Source organism: Mucilaginibacter sp. P2_A5, assembly GCF_056404995.1.
In genome coordinates this window covers 12,409-31,716 of record NZ_JBFUCY010000034.1, presented here as the reverse complement: position 1 = coordinate 31,716, position 19,308 = coordinate 12,409, and the positions used below count along the sequence as shown (strand labels likewise).

The 19,308-nt window shown below is 44.4% G+C and carries 11 protein-coding genes; 2 read left to right on the top strand and 9 right to left on the bottom strand.

What is annotated here, in order from left to right:
• Positions 1–199: 199 nt before the first annotated feature.
• The 4 genes from AC1DXF_RS24200 to AC1DXF_RS24185 form a co-directional block, all read right to left on the bottom strand.
• The gene (locus AC1DXF_RS24200) at positions 200–1,435 is read right to left on the bottom strand and encodes an RNA polymerase sigma factor (protein WP_477451278.1); all 1,236 of its coding nucleotides are present in this window, start codon (positions 1,433–1,435) and stop codon (positions 200–202) included.
• Positions 1,436–1,491: 56 nt separating this feature from the next.
• Entirely contained in the window at positions 1,492–1,833 is a 342-nt protein-coding gene (locus AC1DXF_RS24195; protein ID WP_477451277.1) for a YciI family protein, read from the bottom strand.
• 55 nt (positions 1,834–1,888) lie between these two features.
• Positions 1,889–2,359 carry a carboxymuconolactone decarboxylase family protein gene (locus tag AC1DXF_RS24190; protein WP_477451276.1) on the bottom strand — a complete coding sequence of 157 codons (471 nt, stop codon included), beginning with the start codon at positions 2,357–2,359 and terminating at the stop codon, positions 1,889–1,891.
• A 296-nt stretch (positions 2,360–2,655) separates the two neighbouring features.
• Positions 2,656–4,389, bottom strand: a complete 1,734-nt coding sequence (locus AC1DXF_RS24185; RefSeq protein ID WP_477451275.1) for a glycoside hydrolase family 13 protein — start codon at positions 4,387–4,389, stop codon at positions 2,656–2,658.
• Positions 4,390–4,599: 210 nt separating this feature from the next.
• On the opposite strand from AC1DXF_RS24185, the gene treA reads away from it, so the two are divergent.
• A complete protein-coding gene (gene treA / locus AC1DXF_RS24180) occupies positions 4,600–6,192 on the top strand; it encodes an alpha,alpha-trehalase TreA (RefSeq protein ID WP_477451274.1) in 1,593 nt (530 codons plus the stop codon).
• A gap of 292 nt (positions 6,193–6,484) precedes the next feature.
• Here treA and AC1DXF_RS24175 read toward each other — a convergent pair whose 3' ends face one another.
• Together AC1DXF_RS24175 and AC1DXF_RS24170 are read right to left on the bottom strand one after the other, a co-directional pair.
• Positions 6,485–8,524: a glycosyl hydrolase family 95 catalytic domain-containing protein gene (locus AC1DXF_RS24175; RefSeq protein WP_477451273.1), complete on the bottom strand. Its 2,040-nt coding sequence runs from the start codon at positions 8,522–8,524 to the stop codon at positions 6,485–6,487.
• Positions 8,525–8,541: 17 nt separating this feature from the next.
• A complete protein-coding gene (locus AC1DXF_RS24170) occupies positions 8,542–9,867 on the bottom strand; it encodes a vanadium-dependent haloperoxidase (RefSeq protein WP_477451272.1) in 1,326 nt (441 codons plus the stop codon).
• 233 nt (positions 9,868–10,100) lie between these two features.
• Between AC1DXF_RS24170 and AC1DXF_RS24165 the strand changes: the two genes are divergently transcribed.
• Positions 10,101–11,030 carry a GyrI-like domain-containing protein gene (locus AC1DXF_RS24165; RefSeq protein ID WP_477451271.1) on the top strand — a complete coding sequence of 310 codons (930 nt, stop codon included), beginning with the start codon at positions 10,101–10,103 and terminating at the stop codon, positions 11,028–11,030.
• 7 nt (positions 11,031–11,037) lie between these two features.
• Here the strand turns inward: AC1DXF_RS24165 and AC1DXF_RS24160 are convergent, their stop codons facing one another.
• The 3 genes from AC1DXF_RS24160 to AC1DXF_RS24150 all read right to left on the bottom strand — a co-directional run bounded on the left by AC1DXF_RS24160 (position 11,038) and on the right by AC1DXF_RS24150 (position 19,299).
• Positions 11,038–14,343, bottom strand: a complete 3,306-nt coding sequence (locus AC1DXF_RS24160; RefSeq protein ID WP_477451270.1) for an FG-GAP repeat domain-containing protein — start codon at positions 14,341–14,343, stop codon at positions 11,038–11,040.
• 41 nt (positions 14,344–14,384) lie between these two features.
• Positions 14,385–17,687 (bottom strand): VCBS repeat-containing protein, encoded by a 3,303-nt coding sequence (locus tag AC1DXF_RS24155; protein WP_477451269.1) that lies wholly within the window; start codon positions 17,685–17,687, stop codon positions 14,385–14,387.
• 73 nt (positions 17,688–17,760) lie between these two features.
• On the bottom strand, positions 17,761–19,299 hold the full coding sequence (locus tag AC1DXF_RS24150) for a RagB/SusD family nutrient uptake outer membrane protein (RefSeq protein ID WP_477451268.1): 1,539 nt from the start codon (positions 19,297–19,299) through the stop codon (positions 17,761–17,763).
• Between the last annotated feature and the right edge of the window lie 9 nt (positions 19,300–19,308).

Genomic DNA, 19,308 nt, shown 5'->3' with positions numbered 1-19,308 from the left:
TTAGAGCATCACAACAACCATGTCATTGCGAGCGATAGCGTGGCAATCGCGGGCTGTGCAGGTCCACCATACATAGTTCGCGATTGCTTCGTTCCTCGCAATGACATAAACTACTTAAAAATACAACTCTGAAAATCAATTATATACAAACACGCCATTACAAAGCACGAAGCAATGACGGTGGGTTTAAGGCTCTTATTTAGTTAAGCTCTTCCATCTTTTCCCGGATACGTTGTTTTTCTGTTTGCGTTTTAGCTAAGTCGTAAGCTTTTTGAAAATTGGATTTAGCTTTACTTTTGTCTGTATTTTTATAGAGTTCGCCAAGCAGGATAAAATAAAAATGATTGTTTTCAAGTTTCAGCTTTTCAGCCTCGGGCAACGCCACCTGCCAGCCGTTGGCTTTGTATAAGGCAAAGGTGCGGTTAAGCGCAACCGACGGCGAGTAATTAACCAGCAGCAACTGGTTGTACAACTGCAAAATATCTTCCCATTTCTCGGGCGTATCCTCCTTTAAACAATGCCAGTAAGCAATCCGCGCTTCTAAATGATAGGAGCTGATCTCGTTACCCTGCGCCGAAAGGTTTAAAAAATGCAGGCCCTGGCTTATCAGCCCGGCATCCCATAACTCCTGGTTTTGTTGCTCATAAGGTACAAAATTATCATCGGCCGTTTGCCTGGCGTTAAAACGCGATGCATGAAAACACATCAGCGCCAGCAGCGCATTTGTTTTTGGGCCATTGGTCTTTTCATATTCGGTGAGCATAATACCCAGCCGTAATGCTTCTAAGCAGAGGTCATGGCGTAAAATTTCATTTTGGGTTTTCGAGTAGTAGCCTTCGCTAAAAAGCAGGTAAATAATGTGCAGTACGTTATTAAGCCGGCCGGGTATTTCCTGTTGGGGTGGCAGCTCCATCGTTACCTTTTCGGCCCGCAGCTTTTCTTTGGCCCTGAACAGCCTTTTGTTGATGGTCTCTTTGTTGGATAAAAAAGCCTCGGCTATTTCATCAATGCCAAAACCGCACAGAATGCGCAGTGCCAGGCCAATCTGGGCTTCGCTGGCAATTGCCGGGTCGCAAATGGCAAAAAGCATTTGCAGCTGGCTGTCTTTTATATTTTGTGCCGAAAAATCCAATCCGGGCGCCTCCTGGTATGTTTCTTCTTGCCTGGCTATTGCCGGAAGCACCTTCTCTTCAAAAATTTTGTTCCGCCTGAAATGATACAGCGTTTTTTGCTTGGCAACGGTATATAACCATGCAGCCGGGTTTGGCGGGATACCTTTTGCAGCCCAGGTTTCTGTAGCCAGCAAAAAAGTTTCGCTTACAATATCTTCTGCTATCTCTATGTGCTGTAATCCAAATATCTTGCTGATAACAGCAACCATTTTTGAAAACTCCTGCTGAAATAGCTGCTTAAGTTGAACGTGCTCTTTCTCCATACCAGTTAATAAAACCCGCCGGTTGCCGGCGGGTTTTACGTTTACTATTTATCTGTTTATACAACAAAAATTGGCCGTATCTCTACACTGCCGCCGCTATCCAGCGCGGGGCAACCGTGGGCCAATGTGGTGGCATCTTCTAAACTATCGGCTTTTACTACAATGAAGCTGCCCAATATCTCCCTGATCTCTACAAAAGGGCCATCGGTAACAACACCGCCGGCTTTAAGTACTTTGCCCTGCAGATCAAGGCGGGTACCGCCGTTTGCTATGCGCCCTTGCGCGGCTATGCCGCCTACCCAATCGGCCCACTTTTTACCAATGGCCTGCATCTCTTCGGCGGATGTTTTACTGTAATCATAGCTGGGCTGCCTGAATAATAATGCGAAATCTTTCATCTTTTATCTATAATTGAATTTACGTTTTATCCCGGTCTTCCGGAAATATAATTTATTAAACGGCATGTGCGCCAACTTTGTACGTACCAACGGCCGCCACGTTGGGGAAAGCAAGGTTAACACGGTTGTAACTGTTAATGGTGATAACCGCCATCGTTAAATCAACCAATTCTTCCTCGGTAAACTGTTCGCGGGCTGCCGCGTAAATCTCGTCGGGTACCGGGCCGCCGGCAAGTTTTGTCAGCGCTTCGGCCCAGGCCAATGCGGCACGTTCACGATCTGTATAAAACGGGGCCTCGCGCCAGGCATTTAACATATACAGGCGTTGTTCGGTTTCGCCGTTAGCACGTAAATCTTTCGAGTGCATATCCAGGCAATAGGCACAGCCATTAACCTGCGATACCCTGAAATAAATTAAATTTAAAAGCGGTTGCTCAACCGGCGATTTAGCCAGGTAAATGCCCAGGCCGTACATAGCTTTCATAGCGCCCTGGCCTTTTTCAAAAACATTGATTCGTTGTTTCATGTTGTTTTTTATTTATTGATGTTTTACTTATACCTCAATAATGCCTGGGATATTTAGAATTGGACATTGTTAAAAAAAAATTTCAATTATATCCGTCACTGTTTTCCGTTTAGCAATTATTGATTTTATACCTCAATAATGATCGGGATAGCAGCAATTGGACAGGGGAATAAAAATATTTATCGAAAGGTTTTTTAAAAACCACAGCGGAGATTTGGTCATTAGGTATGAACGCATTAAATGTATGGCCACAATAATCGCAGCCCGGCGCGGGAAAAGCCTAAACAAAACAGGCCTTATTTCAATTCGTAAACTACTGCTTCATAGGGCTTAAGCGTTCCGTTTTTGGAAGATTGGGGGTAATTACCCAATAAAACATTGGCTTTGCTAAAATCTACCCCGGTGTTGGTTGTGGCGGCCTTGCTTTTGAAATTTAATAATACCAGCAATCTTTTACCATCCAGTTCCCTGGTATAGCTGTAAGTATCGTCGTTTTGGCCATCAAGCAAAGTGTATTTGCCATATACCAGTACCAGGTTGTCTTTGCGCAGTTTTACAACTTTCCTGAAATAGTTAAGGGTACTATTGGCGTCTTTTTCTTCGGCAGCTACATTAATGATGGTATAATTGGGGTTTATAGCAATCCATGGTTTTCCTGTCGAAAAGCCTGCATTTTTACTATTGTTCCACTGAAAGGGTGTGCGGCTATTGTCCCTGCTTTCAAAACTCATGCGCTGTAAATACTTTTGCATATCGGTGCCCAGGTTTTTCTGGCGCTGGTATTCGTTTAGGGTTTGCACATCACGATAATCTTCAGCTTTACTAAATCCGGCGTTGGTCATTCCCAGTTCGTCGCCGTTATAGTAATAAGGGGTACCGCGCATGGTCATTAAAAAGGTGGTCAGCATTTTTGACGATACCGCCCTAAACTCCGGGCTATCGTTGCCAAACCGAGTAACCAGCCTTGCCTGGTCATGATTGGCCAGGAAAATGGATAGCCATCCTTTTGCAGCAAAAGCGCTATCCCATTTGGTAAATATCTGCTTTAAACGCAGCAGGCTATAACCCTCGGGTTTGGCTATGTCTACTGCTTCAAATGCGTAAGCCATGTTCAGTTCATTCCTGTCGGCATCAACCAAATTGTGTGCATCTTCAAAAGTATTGCCGGCCCCTTCGGCTACGCTCATTACATTGTATTTGCTTAACACCTGCTGGTTCATTTCCTGCAGGTAACCATGCAGGTTGCCCTGCATACCGTAATACTGGGTAAAGTTTTTTTCAAACCCATTCGGGAAAGCCGGGAAGGTGGTATCTTTTGCCGCAAACTGGAAAGCATCCAGCCTAAAACCATCAATCCCTTTATCGCCCCAAAACTTCATGATATCGTATACTTCCTGCCTTAGCTTAGGATTTTCCCAGTTAAGATCGGGCTGCTTGCGCGAAAAATAATGCAGGTAATAGGCGTTGGTAAGCGAATCGTACCGCCACGCATCATGGTTCACATCAAAAAGGCTGTAACGGTAAGGCGGCTTGCCTTTTTCGGCATTCCACCAATGGTAATATTCTCGGTAAGGGCTGTTGCGCGAGCTGCGGCTTTTTTTAAACCATTCGTGTTCATCGCTGCTATGGTTTACCACCAGGTCCATCACCAGTTTTATGCCGCGGGCATGCATGCCTTTAAGCATGGCATCAAAATCGGCCATGGTGCCAAAATCTTTCATAATGTCGCGGTAGTCGCTCACATCGTAACCGTTATCGTCATTTGGCGACCCATATATCGGGTTTAGCCAAACCGCATCAACCCCTAAACTTTTGATGTAATCAAGCCTGGCAATTATTCCCTTTAAATCGCCAATGCCATCGCCATCTACATCATTAAAACTGCGGGGATAAAGCTGGTAAACTACAGCCTCTTTCCACCATTTACGATCAAGGCTATCTTTATGGGGCAGGCTGTTTTGGGCACAGCTGTAATTACTGCCCAATAGCAAAAAGGCAGCACTTATGATAAGCGGGTTAAAAATCTTCATGGTTAACAAACAACTAAAAAACAGCAGGTTAAATTGGCGTTCCTGGTAATAATGTTCAAGTTATGACATTTTAGGCATGCTGCAAAATATGTTTAAAAAACGCCGCAAATTAATAGTGTTAATGATACACATTTATACTTAAAAACATTAAATTTATACACTATTATAAACCCACTGCCTTATCCTTAAAAAGGCATATTTATACGTTAAATGAGAAGACTTTTTTTACTCGCGTTTTTATTTTTTACCATTAGCGTTAAAGCACAAACGCTAACACCGCGGCAACAATTTCCGGGCTTGTTTGAAGCCGTTCAGCTTGGCCAGATTTTTCCGGATAATAAGACTTTTGTAGATGCTGTACCCAAACAGGATCCGGCCATGATAATAAAAGCCTACCAGAATGAAAAGGATAAACCCGGCTTTGATATTAAAATATTTGTACTGGCACATTTTGACATGCCGGTATCGCACAACTCGTTTCAAACAGATATTGAGGCGGGTATCCGCAAGCATATTGATACCTTATGGCATGTTTTACAGCGCCGGCCTGATGAGGCCAAACCATTCTCGTCATCACTGGCTTTGCCAAACCCCTATATAGTGCCGGGTGGCAGGTTTAGGGAAATTTACTATTGGGATTCGTACTTTACCATGCTGGGCCTGCAGGAAAGCCACCAGGTAAAGGTGATTCACAATATGGTTGAGAATTTTGCATACCTGATTGATAAATATGGCTTTATACCCAATGGTAACCGGGCTTATTACCTCACCCGGTCACAGCCGCCATTTTTTGCCATGATGATAAACCTGCTGGCAAAAAACGAGGGCGAAAAAATGTTGGTCCATTTCAGGCCGCAATTAATTAAAGAGTATGAATACTGGATGCAAGGGGCAGGAAATTTAAAACCCAACCAGGCCTCGCACAGAGTTGTGAAAATGGCAGATGGCGAACTTTTGAACCGTTACTGGGACGAAAGCGACCAGCCGCGCGAGGAATCATTTGTGCAGGATGTAACCGCCGGTAAAGAAACCCAACAACCGCTGCCACAATTTTACCATAACATCAGGGCGGCAGCAGCCTCGGGTTGGGATTTCAGCACGCGCTGGTTTGATGCATCGGGCAAGCTGCCAACCATACAAACCACCAGCCTGGTACCTGTTGACCTTAACTGTTTGCTGTATAACCTTGAACTTACCATAGCCCGCAGCCTTAACCAAATTCAAAATGCCAAGCTGGCCAAGCTATACCGCGCAAGGGCCGCCCGCCGTAAGGCTGCCATTTTAAAGTACTGTTGGAACCAGAAGACAGGCTGGTTTGATGACTATAACTGGCAGCTAAACCAGCTATCAACCGTACCTACCCTGGCTGCCGAGTTCCCGCTGGAATTTAAGATTGCAACTGTTGAACAAGCCCGCCTGGTAGCCGAGGGATTGAAGAAAAATTTCCTGAAAGCCGGTGGCCTGGTTACTACGCTCAACTTTTCGGGCCAGCAATGGGATGCCCCAAATGGCTGGGCGCCATTACAGTATATGGCCATTGATGGTTTAGAGAACTACCATTACAACGCCCTGGCCAAAGAAATTGCCACACGCTGGTTAAGGCTAAACATCAGGGTGTTTAAGCAGACCGGAAAGCTATTGGAAAAATATAACGTGGTTGACACCAAACTTACCGCCGGCGGCGGCGAGTATCCCCTGCAGGATGGCTTCGGCTGGACCAACGGCGTGCTGCTCCACCTGATTAACCGGTACCATATTGATACTGAACATGAAAGCAAAGATTTGCCTGAAAATCAGAATTGAAAGAGCATTAACTTAAGTCGATAAAAAGAAAGCCCGGTTCAAGGGATAACAGACAAAAAGGAGGCACCTACGGAGCCTACCTTACCTGTCCGTTTACTATAAACACGGGGCTACGCTGTAGCCTAAAAAAGTGCATTTGTTATTATTAGGAATATTAACAAACCAGGTATCAGAAAGCTATCCCGATAAGCTATAGATATTAAGACGGGGCTCCAGCGGAGTCACGTGTTTATAGATAGCCAAATGCTTTTATTGGCTCCGTAGGTGCCTCCTTTAAAAGCGATTGAAGCAATTATTTAATAACATAAGTCCGCTTATCCATCCCAACACCGGTTATCTTTAGCGATTTCCAGTTGGATGGCAGCTTGCTTTTTAACTGTGTAATACCTGCGGGGGTTATATCCAACCCGCCAAAACCCATGAGTAAACTTTGGATAATACCGCCCGCGCCTGTTGCAAAATAGGGATTGGTACCGCCCTTGGTTTCGGCAATTACGCGGAATGGCGGGTTAAGGTTTGGCTCATAAGCGTCCTTAAAAAAATGATATGCTTTATCGCCGTTACCCAGGCGGGCATATAGCAGGGCAAAAACAGCCTGGGTCATGGCCGGGGTTCCTTCGTTGGGTACACGGGTTTCGTAGTATTCCAGGTCTTTTTTAATCTGGCCGGCATCGGTTATTGTTTTTAGCGGGTAGGCCAGCAGGTTAACATCTGCCTGTTTAATACCTTCGCCGTTATATGTGGCATGTTCGCGGGTTACACCGTTATCCATTTTCAGGATGGGGATATTTTGCGCTACCAGTTGCCAGTCGGCATCCGCTTTTTCGCCTAATATTTTGGCGGCGGCGGCGGCGTTTTGCAGGTTGGCAATGGCGGCGGCATTGGTAAAGGCATTGTTATCAATATTTTCGGCCCACTCATCGGCAGCTACCACGTTTTTGATATCATAATGCCCGGGCCCATTACGTTCAACCCGGCTTGCCCAAAAATCGGCAGTTGCCGATAGTATGGGCCAGCCTTTTTCGCGCAGCCATTGCTTGTCCTGGGTTACGCAATAATAATTCCAGGCAGCCAGCGCAACGTCGGCAGTAATATGGTGCTCAAACGGACCGCTCAAGGCCCAAACCGGGGTTTCCTCTACCCCGCTATCGGCACTTTCCCAGGGGAACATAGCCCCTTTATAACCATGCGAAAAAGCATTTTTACGGGCGGCATCCAAACGTTCAAAACGATATTCGATCATAGATTTGGCAATCTCGGGATGCAGTACCAGCATCGCGGGATACATCCAGATATCGCTATCCCAAAAAATGTGGCCGTTATAACCTAAACCCGAAAGCCCCATTGGCGACGGCGAGTAAGCGGTACCCGCACGCGAAAACGAATACAGGTGATACAGCATGCTATGTACATCCTGCTGCGCCTGCGCATCGCCTTCTACCTGGATATCGCTGGCCCAAAGGTCGTCCCAGGCCTTGTTGTGGAATTTGATCAGGCGGTCGCGGCCTTCCAGTTTGGCAAAAATAGTAAGGCGTTCGGCCTCGTTCAACGGATCGGCGTGGTGTGCCGACGTTATGGACGAACCGGTAACCGCGTATTTATAAGCTTCGCCTGCGGCAATGGCTTTGCTGAATTTCATCAGGTGCATGTTATTATCCCACATTTCGTGAATAATACGCGGCTCCTGGCCATGCGCCTCGTTAAATAAAAACGAAGTGGATGCGCATAGCTGCATTTTGCCTGTGGGGCTTTTGGCCGTAGATGTTAACAGGCTGATAGTTACATGCGGCCTGTCAATCTCGTTATAATAGTTTTGAACTTCCTTTAAGGCATCCGGCGCTTCCATTACGCTGGCCGATGTAATGTTGATGGCCTTTTTGGCGATAACGGCCACGTCCATCAATACGGTAAATGGCAGTTGGCGCAGGGAGTAGTAAGTATATTTGATGGTAGCTTTATCACCATAATCAAACGTGGTAGTAAAGGCGGCATGCTGCATATCCAGTTCCTGCTTAAAATTGCTGATATTTTTGGCATCAATACGTCGGCCATCAATCTCCAGGTACATATTCAGCAGGTTAAAGCTGTTCAAAAAATTGCTCACCCTGCCCCGGCCGTAAAGGTCGTACGCGCCTGCCAGCACCACATTTTTTACCTTAAAAGGTTCGGGGGCCGATACAATACCTATCATCCCGTTGGCAACGGTGATGCCGTAATAATTTGCCGGATCTATTTTATCTGCTTTAACCGTCCATGGATCTGTGCCCTGGGCATTTGCCAACACGGGGACAACAAAAACAAGCGACATCGCCCATTTTAATAGCTTATTCATTCTCAGTATTTTATAAATTATTTTTTCAATTGCAGTTTCTTTACCACCAACTGTCCAATTTCCGCACCTTGTTCATTGCCCACAACACAGGCGTTTTTAAAGTGGATACCACCCAGCACCCGCGACATGGCTGCAGACTTCGCGGCTTCCCTGAATGACTTGAACGAGAGCGGCGCTATCCCAAATTCCATCTCCGACGAATCGGTATAGGCAAAATTATCGCCAAACTTGCTGGTCAAAACCTCGGCAGCAGCCGATGAGATTACCGCGTGCCCGCTGCTGTATTCCGGGAACGGCGGTGTTTGGATATACGGCCGCCAATCGGGGTCGATGTATTTGGTGATGATAGTTTCGGGGCGTACGTAGTTTGAGCGGTATTTTAAATACCAGCAATTGATAAAACCATCAAATAAGGCAATGGCAGTTTCGGTGTAAACACTCACTGTGGTGTTAAAATCAAGCTTTTTGGCACGGGTAACTGTTCCGGTAATATTCATCCAGTGGCCTCCCGGCGAAAACTTTTTGGTGGCAAATGAGGCGTGGCCCACTACGTTCAGCTTAAATGCGTTGTCGTCCCAAAAATCGGCCTGGTGCTTTTGTTCGGTGGTAAGGCTGTCAACAATATTCTTCACTTCAAGCGCCTGCAGGTAAAACCTTCCGTTTTTGTTTTTAATGTCAAAAGCCGGAGGATCTGGCGGGATTAATTGCGAAGCAGAATCCAAAACCATTGGCCTTATCTCGCCCCAGTGTGCTTCCAGTGCCTGGGCATACATAGGCGGCGTCGGGATCCAGCGGCCATCCTGCTGTTTCACCGTAAATTTACTTGCCGACCGGGTTTTTAAATAATTATCGCCCTTGCTCCATTTCATGATAGACTTGGCTACTTTATTGGCATAATTCACCGATCCTTCAAACAGATCATCGGGCATGCCGGCATCTTTTGCCTTCTGTTTAAGCCCATCTACATACTGGTCCATACTGCCTTCCGGAAACGTTACCGCATTACCCACAAAGCAAAATGCCAGCAGCGATGCAAACTGGTAATCAACCGTGGTATCTTTTGAGGGCTTTGGTGTTGGCGGCAAATGTTTGATTTGGCCGGATAGCGACCTGAAATGCGCCGGATCGCCGGCCGCAATAACCTGGTAGGCCGCGATATTGGCATACACATAATTACGTGAAGCAGTAACCGGCGGAAAGTTATTTTCCAGCACTATATCGTTCAGCTTCTTTACCGTAACACGGTATAGCTCAGGATCATGTATTATTTTTTGGTACTCGGGCTTTTTGCAGGAAGAGAGTAAAAATAGCCCGCCTGCAATACAAAATAGAAAGGATCTCATAAATTATAAAATAGGTTAAAAAACAAACCGGACAGAGAGTACAATCCTGCTGTTTTTTGCATTGATTGACAGCTAATATAGGCTTTTATATCCTATCCTTTGCTATAAAAACATGTGTTTTTTATAGCAAATAACATCAATATAAATTATGAAATGATACATCGGTATTTGCATTTCAAATGCAGAACAATTGGCCCTTTATCTTTAAATTTGGACGCCCCTTTATAACCCAAATGAAGAAAACCGTACTGATAATTTTAGCTGCGATTGTAATTATTGCAGCCCCTATATATTTTATAATCCCATCTACCCTAACCGTAAGCAACCAGTTAACCATCGAGGCATCGGATGGCGTAGTGGCCAAATTCCTTACCCATCAACAACGCTGGGACCAATGGTGGCCCGGTACAAAAATCAACGAAAACCAGTTTGCCTATGATGGGGTACAGCTCACCATCAATAAATCCACCAACGGCGGTGTAAATGCCGGTTTACAGCAGGGCGATTTTAAAATGAATGCTGATATTAATTATTTAGCCGGAGATTTTTCGGCAAAAATAACTTTAGGGGCCCAAAAGCACAGCAGCATGAACCCGGTAAAAAGAGTGATAGATTATTTTGCAGCGCGAGAGCTTCAAAACAAAACAGGGCAGGTTTTAACCCGTTTTAAAGCATTTTTAGAAGATCAGAAAAATGCCTACGGTTATAAAATTTACATAAATAAAGTAACAGATCCATTTTTACTAACCAAAACTGCAAGCACAGCCACCTACCCCGAAATGCAAAACATATATAGCAGTATCGAAAACCTGAAAAAGGAAGCTATAGCAAAAGGGGCAAAATTAACCAATTTCCCAATGTTGAACGTAACCCAGGTGGACAGTAAAGAATACCAGGTAAGTTTTGCTATCCCTATTGATAAAAAAATAACGCCGGGTAAAGGATCGGTTATCAACAACCTGGTGATGGGTGGCAACTTGCTGATAGCCGATGTAAAGGGCGGCCCCAATACGGTAAACGATGCCTTTGAAGAAGTAAGGATGTATATGAAGGATCATAAACTGGTAGCCCCCGCCATGCCTTTTGAATCGATGGTGACCGATAGGTATCTTGAAAAGGACACTTCAAAATGGGTTACCAAAATATACTACCCCATATTTTAGGGGATAATTATTGAGTAACCAGCATCAGCCTGCCATCATAAGTTACTATAAGGTAATTGGTGGACGTAGCCCTTTTTATAGTACTGATGCACGGAAGTTCCTGGAAATTAAAGGCCGCGTTTACCATATAGCCGGGCGCCGAAAACCGTTTTTGATTTTTATCATAATGCAGGCCGACAAGGCCTAAAGCATCGTATTTACCTTCGTATGGTACCACACCCCAAAAGTTGCCATTCAATAGCAGATCCCCGGCTTTATTATTCGTACGCATAATTGAACGGATGGGCGCCTGCTGGTATTGATAAGGCAAGGGCTCAAATTTGGTAGCATGCAGCACATCGCTCACAAAAATACTGCTGAACTGATTGGCGGATAAACGGCTTTCTTCGTCCAGTTTATCTTTAAATATTTCGGCGGTGGTTTTATCGGCCATTTTTTGGTAGCTCAGCCATTCTTTTTTAAGGTACGGTAGTTCTTGCTCCAAATCGTTCTTAGGGCGGAAAGGATAGTATTGTCCTTTTACACAATAGGATAGTATCAAATCGTTTTTGCCGTCTTTATCCAAATCGCTATTGTAGGCATACAAAGGCTGGTCTGCCGATACATTGTATTTATTGTTAGTTCCCCAATTGCCGGCTACCAGGTCGGCTTTGCCATCGCCATCCACATCGGCTACCATTGCCGATTGCCACCAGCCTTTTTGGTTATCCAGCACCGACGATGAAAACTTATTAAGCTTTTTACCATCATTCAAAAATAGCTGTATGGGCTGCCACTCGGCGGTAATTACCAAATCGGCCTTACCATTATGATCAATATCTGCCGTAACAATATCCGTTATGTACTGAATGGCAGTAATATCGTTGTATTGTTTATCATGACTTACCTCGAAATTTCCATTGCCTTTATTGATCAAAATGGTCGACGGTCGCTGTGCAGTATAGTTGGTATAAGAAATGCTGCCCGTTAATAAAACATCATTTAATCCATCGCCATTAAAATCAAACGCGAATATTTTAGCAGTTTGGTTAACTATTTTGGGCAATGCCTTATATTCAAACTGAAAATCCCCTTTGTTGATATACAATCGCGGCGGCAGCAGTTTATCACTTTCCTGTAAGGGGTGATTGGTGCTAATCACCAGCAAATCGGGTTTACCATCATTATTAACATCGGCCCAAATTGCCTGTCCATCGCCATAATCTTTAACCTGGTTAAACTGGGGTACCACTATTTTGTTATAGCCTCCGTTTTTATCGCCGGCCAGCAGGTACTTTTCCTCGCCGGGAAAACCGCCTACATAAATATCATCAATGCCATCGCCGTTTACATCGGCCACGGCAACAGCAGGTGTGTGAGGCAAATAGGTATGAGGCAATAACGAATAATAATTAAAGTCGGGGGTATCAAAAGGCTTTAACTGTGCAAGCAACTTAGCCTGAACCGGCGTATAATCAAAGGGTTGCTTATTACTGATAAATGTATTTATTACCGACGACACATCGCCGGTTGATTGTGTTTGGTCTCCATCATATTTGATTATCGTTTTAGCTCCGGGTTTAAAATTCCGTATCACCTGCCAGCTGTTATCCGGCCATATCAACAATAATTCTTTGGGACTATCGCCGGGTAAAAAAGTAAAAAGTAATTCGCTGCTCAGGTTACTGGTATAGGCATTGCTGGTTTGTATTTCCTGGTGATCCAGTTGCTTACCCGATTTCAAGAAAAACCTGGTACCAATGCCATCCGGATTGGCTTTGGTATATTTAACCGCATATTTTAAATATGCCGGTTTATCTTTCCCACTACCTTCCATGGTGGTATTATTGTAAATGTAAGCCTGTTCATCCATGTTGTTGGTTACAATCTCCAGGTCGCCGTCATTATCCAGATCCACGGCTACCGAGCCTGCCGAGATAGACGGCTTTTGCATATCGTTGGTAAAAGATGCATCGGTAAATTTCAGCAGGTCATCGCCGTGGTAAAAAAAGTTGTGCACGGCGCCATCAGGCATCATATTTATTTTATCCTTATCAAATACACGGCTGGTTTTGTATTCCTGCATCACTTCAGGATTGCCCAGGTATTTCAGGTAATCCATATCGTTAAGCCGTTTTTTTATCCCGTTGCTAAAAAACATATCCTTGCGGCCGTCCATATCAAAATCCTGCACCAGGGGCGACCACGTCCAATCCGTAGCCGATACGCCACTGTACAAACCCATATCAACAAACTTATTGCCGTTGCCAACATTAAGCTGCAGGCAGTTTTTTGAATACTGGTAGTAATAGCCGGCATTAACTTCCTGGTTATAGATATCCAGTGGCTCATCATTAATAGTCGACCGCAGGGCTTTTAAATCTTCGGGCAACATATCAGTGGTAAGCACATCCAGGTGACCGTCTTTATTAATGTCGCTAATGGTGTTACCCATCGAGAACAGGCTGGTATGGCCAAACGCGCTTTTCAGCTGTTCTTTAAAAGTACCGTTGTGCTGGTTGATGTAGTAATAATCCTGTTCAAAAAAATCGTTGCTTACATAAATATCGTCCCAGCCGTCATTGTTCAAATCGCCAACACTTAAACCCAGGCCGTAGCCTATGGGCGCGCTGTAAATACCCGATTTGGTAGTAACATCGGTAAAGTGGCCGTTATCATTCCTGAAAAGATGGTCGCCCGCGTCATGGCTGTATTTAAACCTTAAGGTAGAATCGCCATAGGTATCATTACTATGTACCGATGAGGTGAGCAGGAACATATCCAGGTCGCCATCCTTATCATAATCAAAAAAAGAAACCTGGGTTGAAAAGCCCGCAAAATCGAGCCCGTATTTGGCGGCACTTTCGGTAAACGTAAGGTTGCCGTTGTTGATGTAAAGCTGATTTTTACCTTTAAACCCTTTATAGCCCGAAACTACTGATACATAAATATCTTTCAGTCCATCGCCGTTGATATCAACAACCGTTACCCCGGTTTTCCAGTTGCCCGTACCGGTAACTCCCGCTTTTGCAGTAATGTCTTCAAACTTTAAACCGCCTTTGTTCAGGTAGAGTTTATCGGAGCCCTGGTTAGATACAAAATACAGATCCTGCAAACCGTCATTGTTAAAATCGGCTGCTGCTACCCCCGCACCGTTGTAGAAATACAGGTAATCAAGAATGTTAACAGAATCGGAAACGATATTTTTGTTTACAAAATTCAACCCGGTTTCATTAGCAGGTAATAATTTAAAAACGCTCTCGCCCGCCTTTTTGGGTTTGCAGGCAGGTAAAAAAACGATACCAATAAAACAGCTTAATAAAAAAAACCTCATCGGCAAGGATATGAATATTGTACGTAACGACATTTCGGATATTAAGGTAGTTTATAGGCCTTAAGCGCCTCATCATTGATACCAAACAGGTAATATTTACCTCCCTGCGGGTTTTTGATCATTAATGACGAGCGAACCTGCCCGCGTAAATCAAATCCCGTTTTTGATGGCGGCAAATAAATAAACCCGTTTTTTGTGTATTGGTAAACCAGGCCGCGGTTGGCATCAAGCCGCCCCACCTCGGGTTTAAAGCCATAAAAATTGCCGGCTAAAACTATTTTAGTAGCGCCGGTATTACCAATATCATCGCACAAAATAGTGTTCACCATAGATAGTTGCGCATCGGCAGGAAGCAATTTACAGGTAAACTTTTTACCATCATTTAAAAATACTGCTGATGCTAAAAAATTCATTTCATGGGTTTCGGCGCCATCCAGCATTTCGGGGGTAAATACCTCGTTAAACGGTTTTCCGGCATAATCAACGTATTGTAAAAAGCGTTTTTTTAATATTGGCAACTGGCCAACCAAATCGGGCTTCATATGAAAAACGTAGCTGATATCATCACTCCGGTACATAGATGTCACACATTCCTTTGTACCATTGTTATCAAAATCTTTAATATAAATCTTCATTGGCCCGGTAAACGATGCCCTGAATTTGGAGTTTAACCCGATGTTGCCGCCGATAATATCCAAATGGCCATCGCCATCTACATCGGCTACTTCCAGGCTACTCCACCAGCCCTTGTAATTGGCTAATTGGGTATCTTCGGTAAACTTGCCCTTGTTGTTCCTGAAAATGCGGATACCCATCCAGTTACCGGCTACAACAAGGTCGGGATAGCCATCTTTATCCAGGTCGGCCCATTTGGCCGATGTAACCATGCCCAGTTTGGTATCCTTGCCTAATACCGAAGCAGATACATCGGTAAAGTGCCCCTTACCGTCGTTATGAAAAACATACGATGGTGGCGAACAGCCGTAAAGCCCGGGCACACTCCTGCCGCCAATAAACAAATCGGGGTGGCCATCGCCATCATAATCTGCCGATACGATCATTGACGCATTAACCGCTGCATGTAATGTACGGCCGAAATCATGGTGAAAGTTCCCTTTACCATCGTTTTCATAAAACCGGGGGAAATATATAGGCGTACCTGCTTCATCGGCATTGCCCCCTACCCCTATGATGAGGTCCTGATCGCCATCACCATCAAAATCAGCAAATACGGCACCAGCATTTTCAAGGTAGCTTTGTTTAGCCAAATCACCGGGGATGGTTTGTTTAAAGCTGCCGTTTTTTTGTTGTATGTAGAGGGCCGCTGCTCCGTTTTTGGAACTCCCAAAATAAAAATCAGTCAAGCCATCGCCATTTACATCGGCGCTTGCCATGTAAGGGTTTGGGGTAGATAGCATTTGCAGCATCAGCCGCTCGTTATCAAAATCGATAAAATCATCTTCCTTGTGTTTGGGGATGCTATCAAACACGGCTTTGGTTACATCGGATAATAATGATTTGATTACCGGCTTGTTCCAGTTATAATTTAGATTTGCATCGGACTGTTTGCAGGTATAAACGCTATCGCCTTTAACATTTTTAATGAGCTGATATTTACCGCCCGGCCAGATTACCTGGAGCGAATCGACCTGTTTATACTTACCTATACCAATAGTAAGCAAATTGGGCGATATACAGCTTTGAAAACCACGGGTGGGCTGGTTGTAATAAATAAGTGCGCTGCCTCTCATAAAGGCTTTGATGGTTGTGCCCACACCAAAGGTATTTAACCCGGTACCTTTTAGCTTTAGTTGAATACGGTGATTGCCGTTTTTTTCGGCATTACTTTTATAAACATATACGGGCATGTTTACGTTATTAACCACCAGGTCATTATCGCCATCGTTATCCAGGTCGGCATAGGCGGCACCGTTGCTGAAGGAAGGTTTATCCAAACCAAAATCGGCAGCTTTATTGCTGAATGTGAGGTTATGGTTATTAAGATAAGCGTAATTCGACAAAGGCGTTGATACCATTTTATCGGTAAAACCCTTAAAATCAAACTTTTCACGCCCTTCGGCTATCTTGGCCATGTTATCGCGGTTGCCCAAAAATTCGATATAATCCTGGTCGGTAAGGTCTTTGTAAATTCCGTTGGAGATAAAAATATCTTTCCAGCCGTCGTTATCCATATCAAACATCAACGCGCCCCAGCTCCAGTCGGTAGCGGCTATGCCCGAGTAAAATGCGGTTTCGGAAAAGGTGCCATCGCCATTATTTACCTGCAGGCAGTTTTGCATGTACTGGTTATAATAGCCATCGTGCTGTTTGGCCTTAATCACATCGTACGATTCAAACGAGGTCATTTGTTTGAGGCGTTTATCGCCTTCGGGTAGCATCTCGGTGGTAAAAATATCATACTGCCCATCGTTATTAATATCGGCAATGTCCGACCCCATTGATGCCACGCTCAGGTGGCCCATCTCGTTCTGGATATCTTCTTTAAAAGTTCCGTTTTTTTGGTTGATATAGAGGTAATCACGTTCAAAAAAATCGTTTGATACATAAATATCCGGGTAGCCATCCTGGTTAACATCGGCCACGGATACCCCAAGGCCAAAACCTATATCGCTTGAAAATATACCGGCTTGTTGTGTTACATTGATAAAATGGCCGCCATCATTGCGGTACAAACGCGCGCCACCCAGTGGGTCAACCACCTCGCGCAGGTTTTTGCTAAAATCGAAAGAGCCAATTGGCCTGAACGAGTTATTCAGTACAAAGCAATCCAGGTCGCCATCGTTATCATAGTCAAAAAATATGGCCTGGGTTGATAAACCATTATCTACCAGGCCATATTTTTCGGCCTCTTCTTTAAACGTACCATCGTGCTGGTTAATGAATAATTCGTTCCCTTTTTCATTACCGCGGGCATTGCCGCTATGGCAAACATAAATATCCAGCCAGCCATCGCCATTAATATCAACCATGGTTGCGCCGGTGCTCCAGTATTTGGTGCCCTTTACCCCTGCTTTAGCCGTAACGTTTTCAAATTTCCAGTTGCCCTTGTTTATAAAAAGCTGGTTACCGCCCATATTTGAGGTGAGGTAAACATCATTAAGTCCATCGTTATTAACATCGCCAATGGCAACCCCGCCGCCGTTATAATAATTGCGGTAGCTAAACACATTGGTACGGTCCTGGTCGGTTAACTGGTTTATAAAAGTTATGCCTGTTTCATCGTTGGGTTGTAAAGAAAACAACGTATTTTTTTTGCCACCATTACAACTCCATAATAATGCAATTCCGGCAAAAACAAAGGACCACTTTTTTAATAGCATCATATCATCAACAAAAAACAAACGTAGCGGAAAATTTCCGCTACGTTCTGTTATAAATCAAATAAACCCCAATATATTAATAACCTGGATTTTGTTTAAGGTTAGGGTTGGTATCCACAGCACGCTGAGGGATAGGGTATAAAGTCCGTGATTTATCAGTCTTTAAAGGACGCTGATCAACCGGATCATTGAATTTTTCAAAGCGGATCAGGTCATTCCTTCTCCAGCCTTCGTAATAAAGTTCACGGCCGCGTTCGGCCAGCATAGCCGCAGCATCAACGCTGGCCAATGGAGAAGCACCACGTGGAAGGCGAATAGCATTTACAATAGCCAAGGCTGTTTGCGCGTTTGGATCGGAACCGCCGCGCATAATGGCTTCTGCTTTTTCAAGCATAACATCGGCATAACGCAATATTACATAGTCATTGTCTTCGCCGCTATCAGTTACCGTTCCATCAGCATTTGGATGTGGGAAATATTTAAATACCCTAATACCTTGTGCTTCTGTTGAAAAGTTAAGATTGACATCAGGTGTAAAAACAAGCGGTTTACCACCACGTTGTTTCAAGGCTACGCCTTTAGGTCCGTATTGCTGACCAACAGCAAACCCTGCCTTTAAACCAACTTTGTCGGTAAGGCCGGGGTAATCAACACCTCTGCGCTCGTCTGTGGTTTCAAATGATTTGTAAAAATCGGCCAGCGTAGTAAACCCATTCCATCCATCGGGTGTTTGGTTATAATGCAAGCCCATCTTCCAACGATTTTTGGCCGAGCCTTGTACTTTGTCTGCTGTGTTATAGATACCAAAGATATTTTCGTGCGACTGGGTAGTATTATCCCAGGCAAAATCCTGGAAATACTTACCGGCTGGTTCCAATGAATAACCGGCAGCAGTAACTTTGTTTGCATACTCAATAACTTTATCCATATCGGCCTTTGCAAAAGTAAAAGGCCCGCCAACTGTAGTGGCTGTGTATACCGCTTTATTTAGATAAACCTTAGCTAAAAGAGCGTCAGCAGCGGCTTTACTTGCTATACCAATATTTGCAGATGCACCTAATTTCGACTCAGCGAACACAAGATCGGCTATGATGAAATCTGTTGCCTGAGAACGAGTATAAACTTTAGGGATAGATGAATTTGATGCATCGGGATCGCGAAATGGAGCCTGACCATACAAATCCACTATCTGGAACATAAAATAGGCGCGCAGAAAGCTTGCTTCAGCTTTTATTTGATCTGTTGTTGCTCTCGAAAAAACCTGTGTAGCACGAAACACGCCAATATTCAATTGGTCCCAGGTATCATTAACCTGGTTGTGTGAAGGTGTCCAGGTATGGGTATGCAGTTTACGCCATGTACCAAAGTCACCCCAATCTGTGCCACGTGTAGGCCCCATCATTTCATCTGTCGGGTGCTCTTGCAGGGCATATGTATTTGCCTGATCCGCTTGCCCAAATAACTGTGAATAAACGCCGTTAAGGTCGGCAGCACTTGCCGCTCCGCCATTGTCAATAGACTTTGAACCGTAAACGGTCTCGTCTAACTTTTTGCAGCCCATAGTACTCAAAAGTAGGATACTACAGGTAACTGCTATTGATGTAATTTTTTTCATACTAATTTT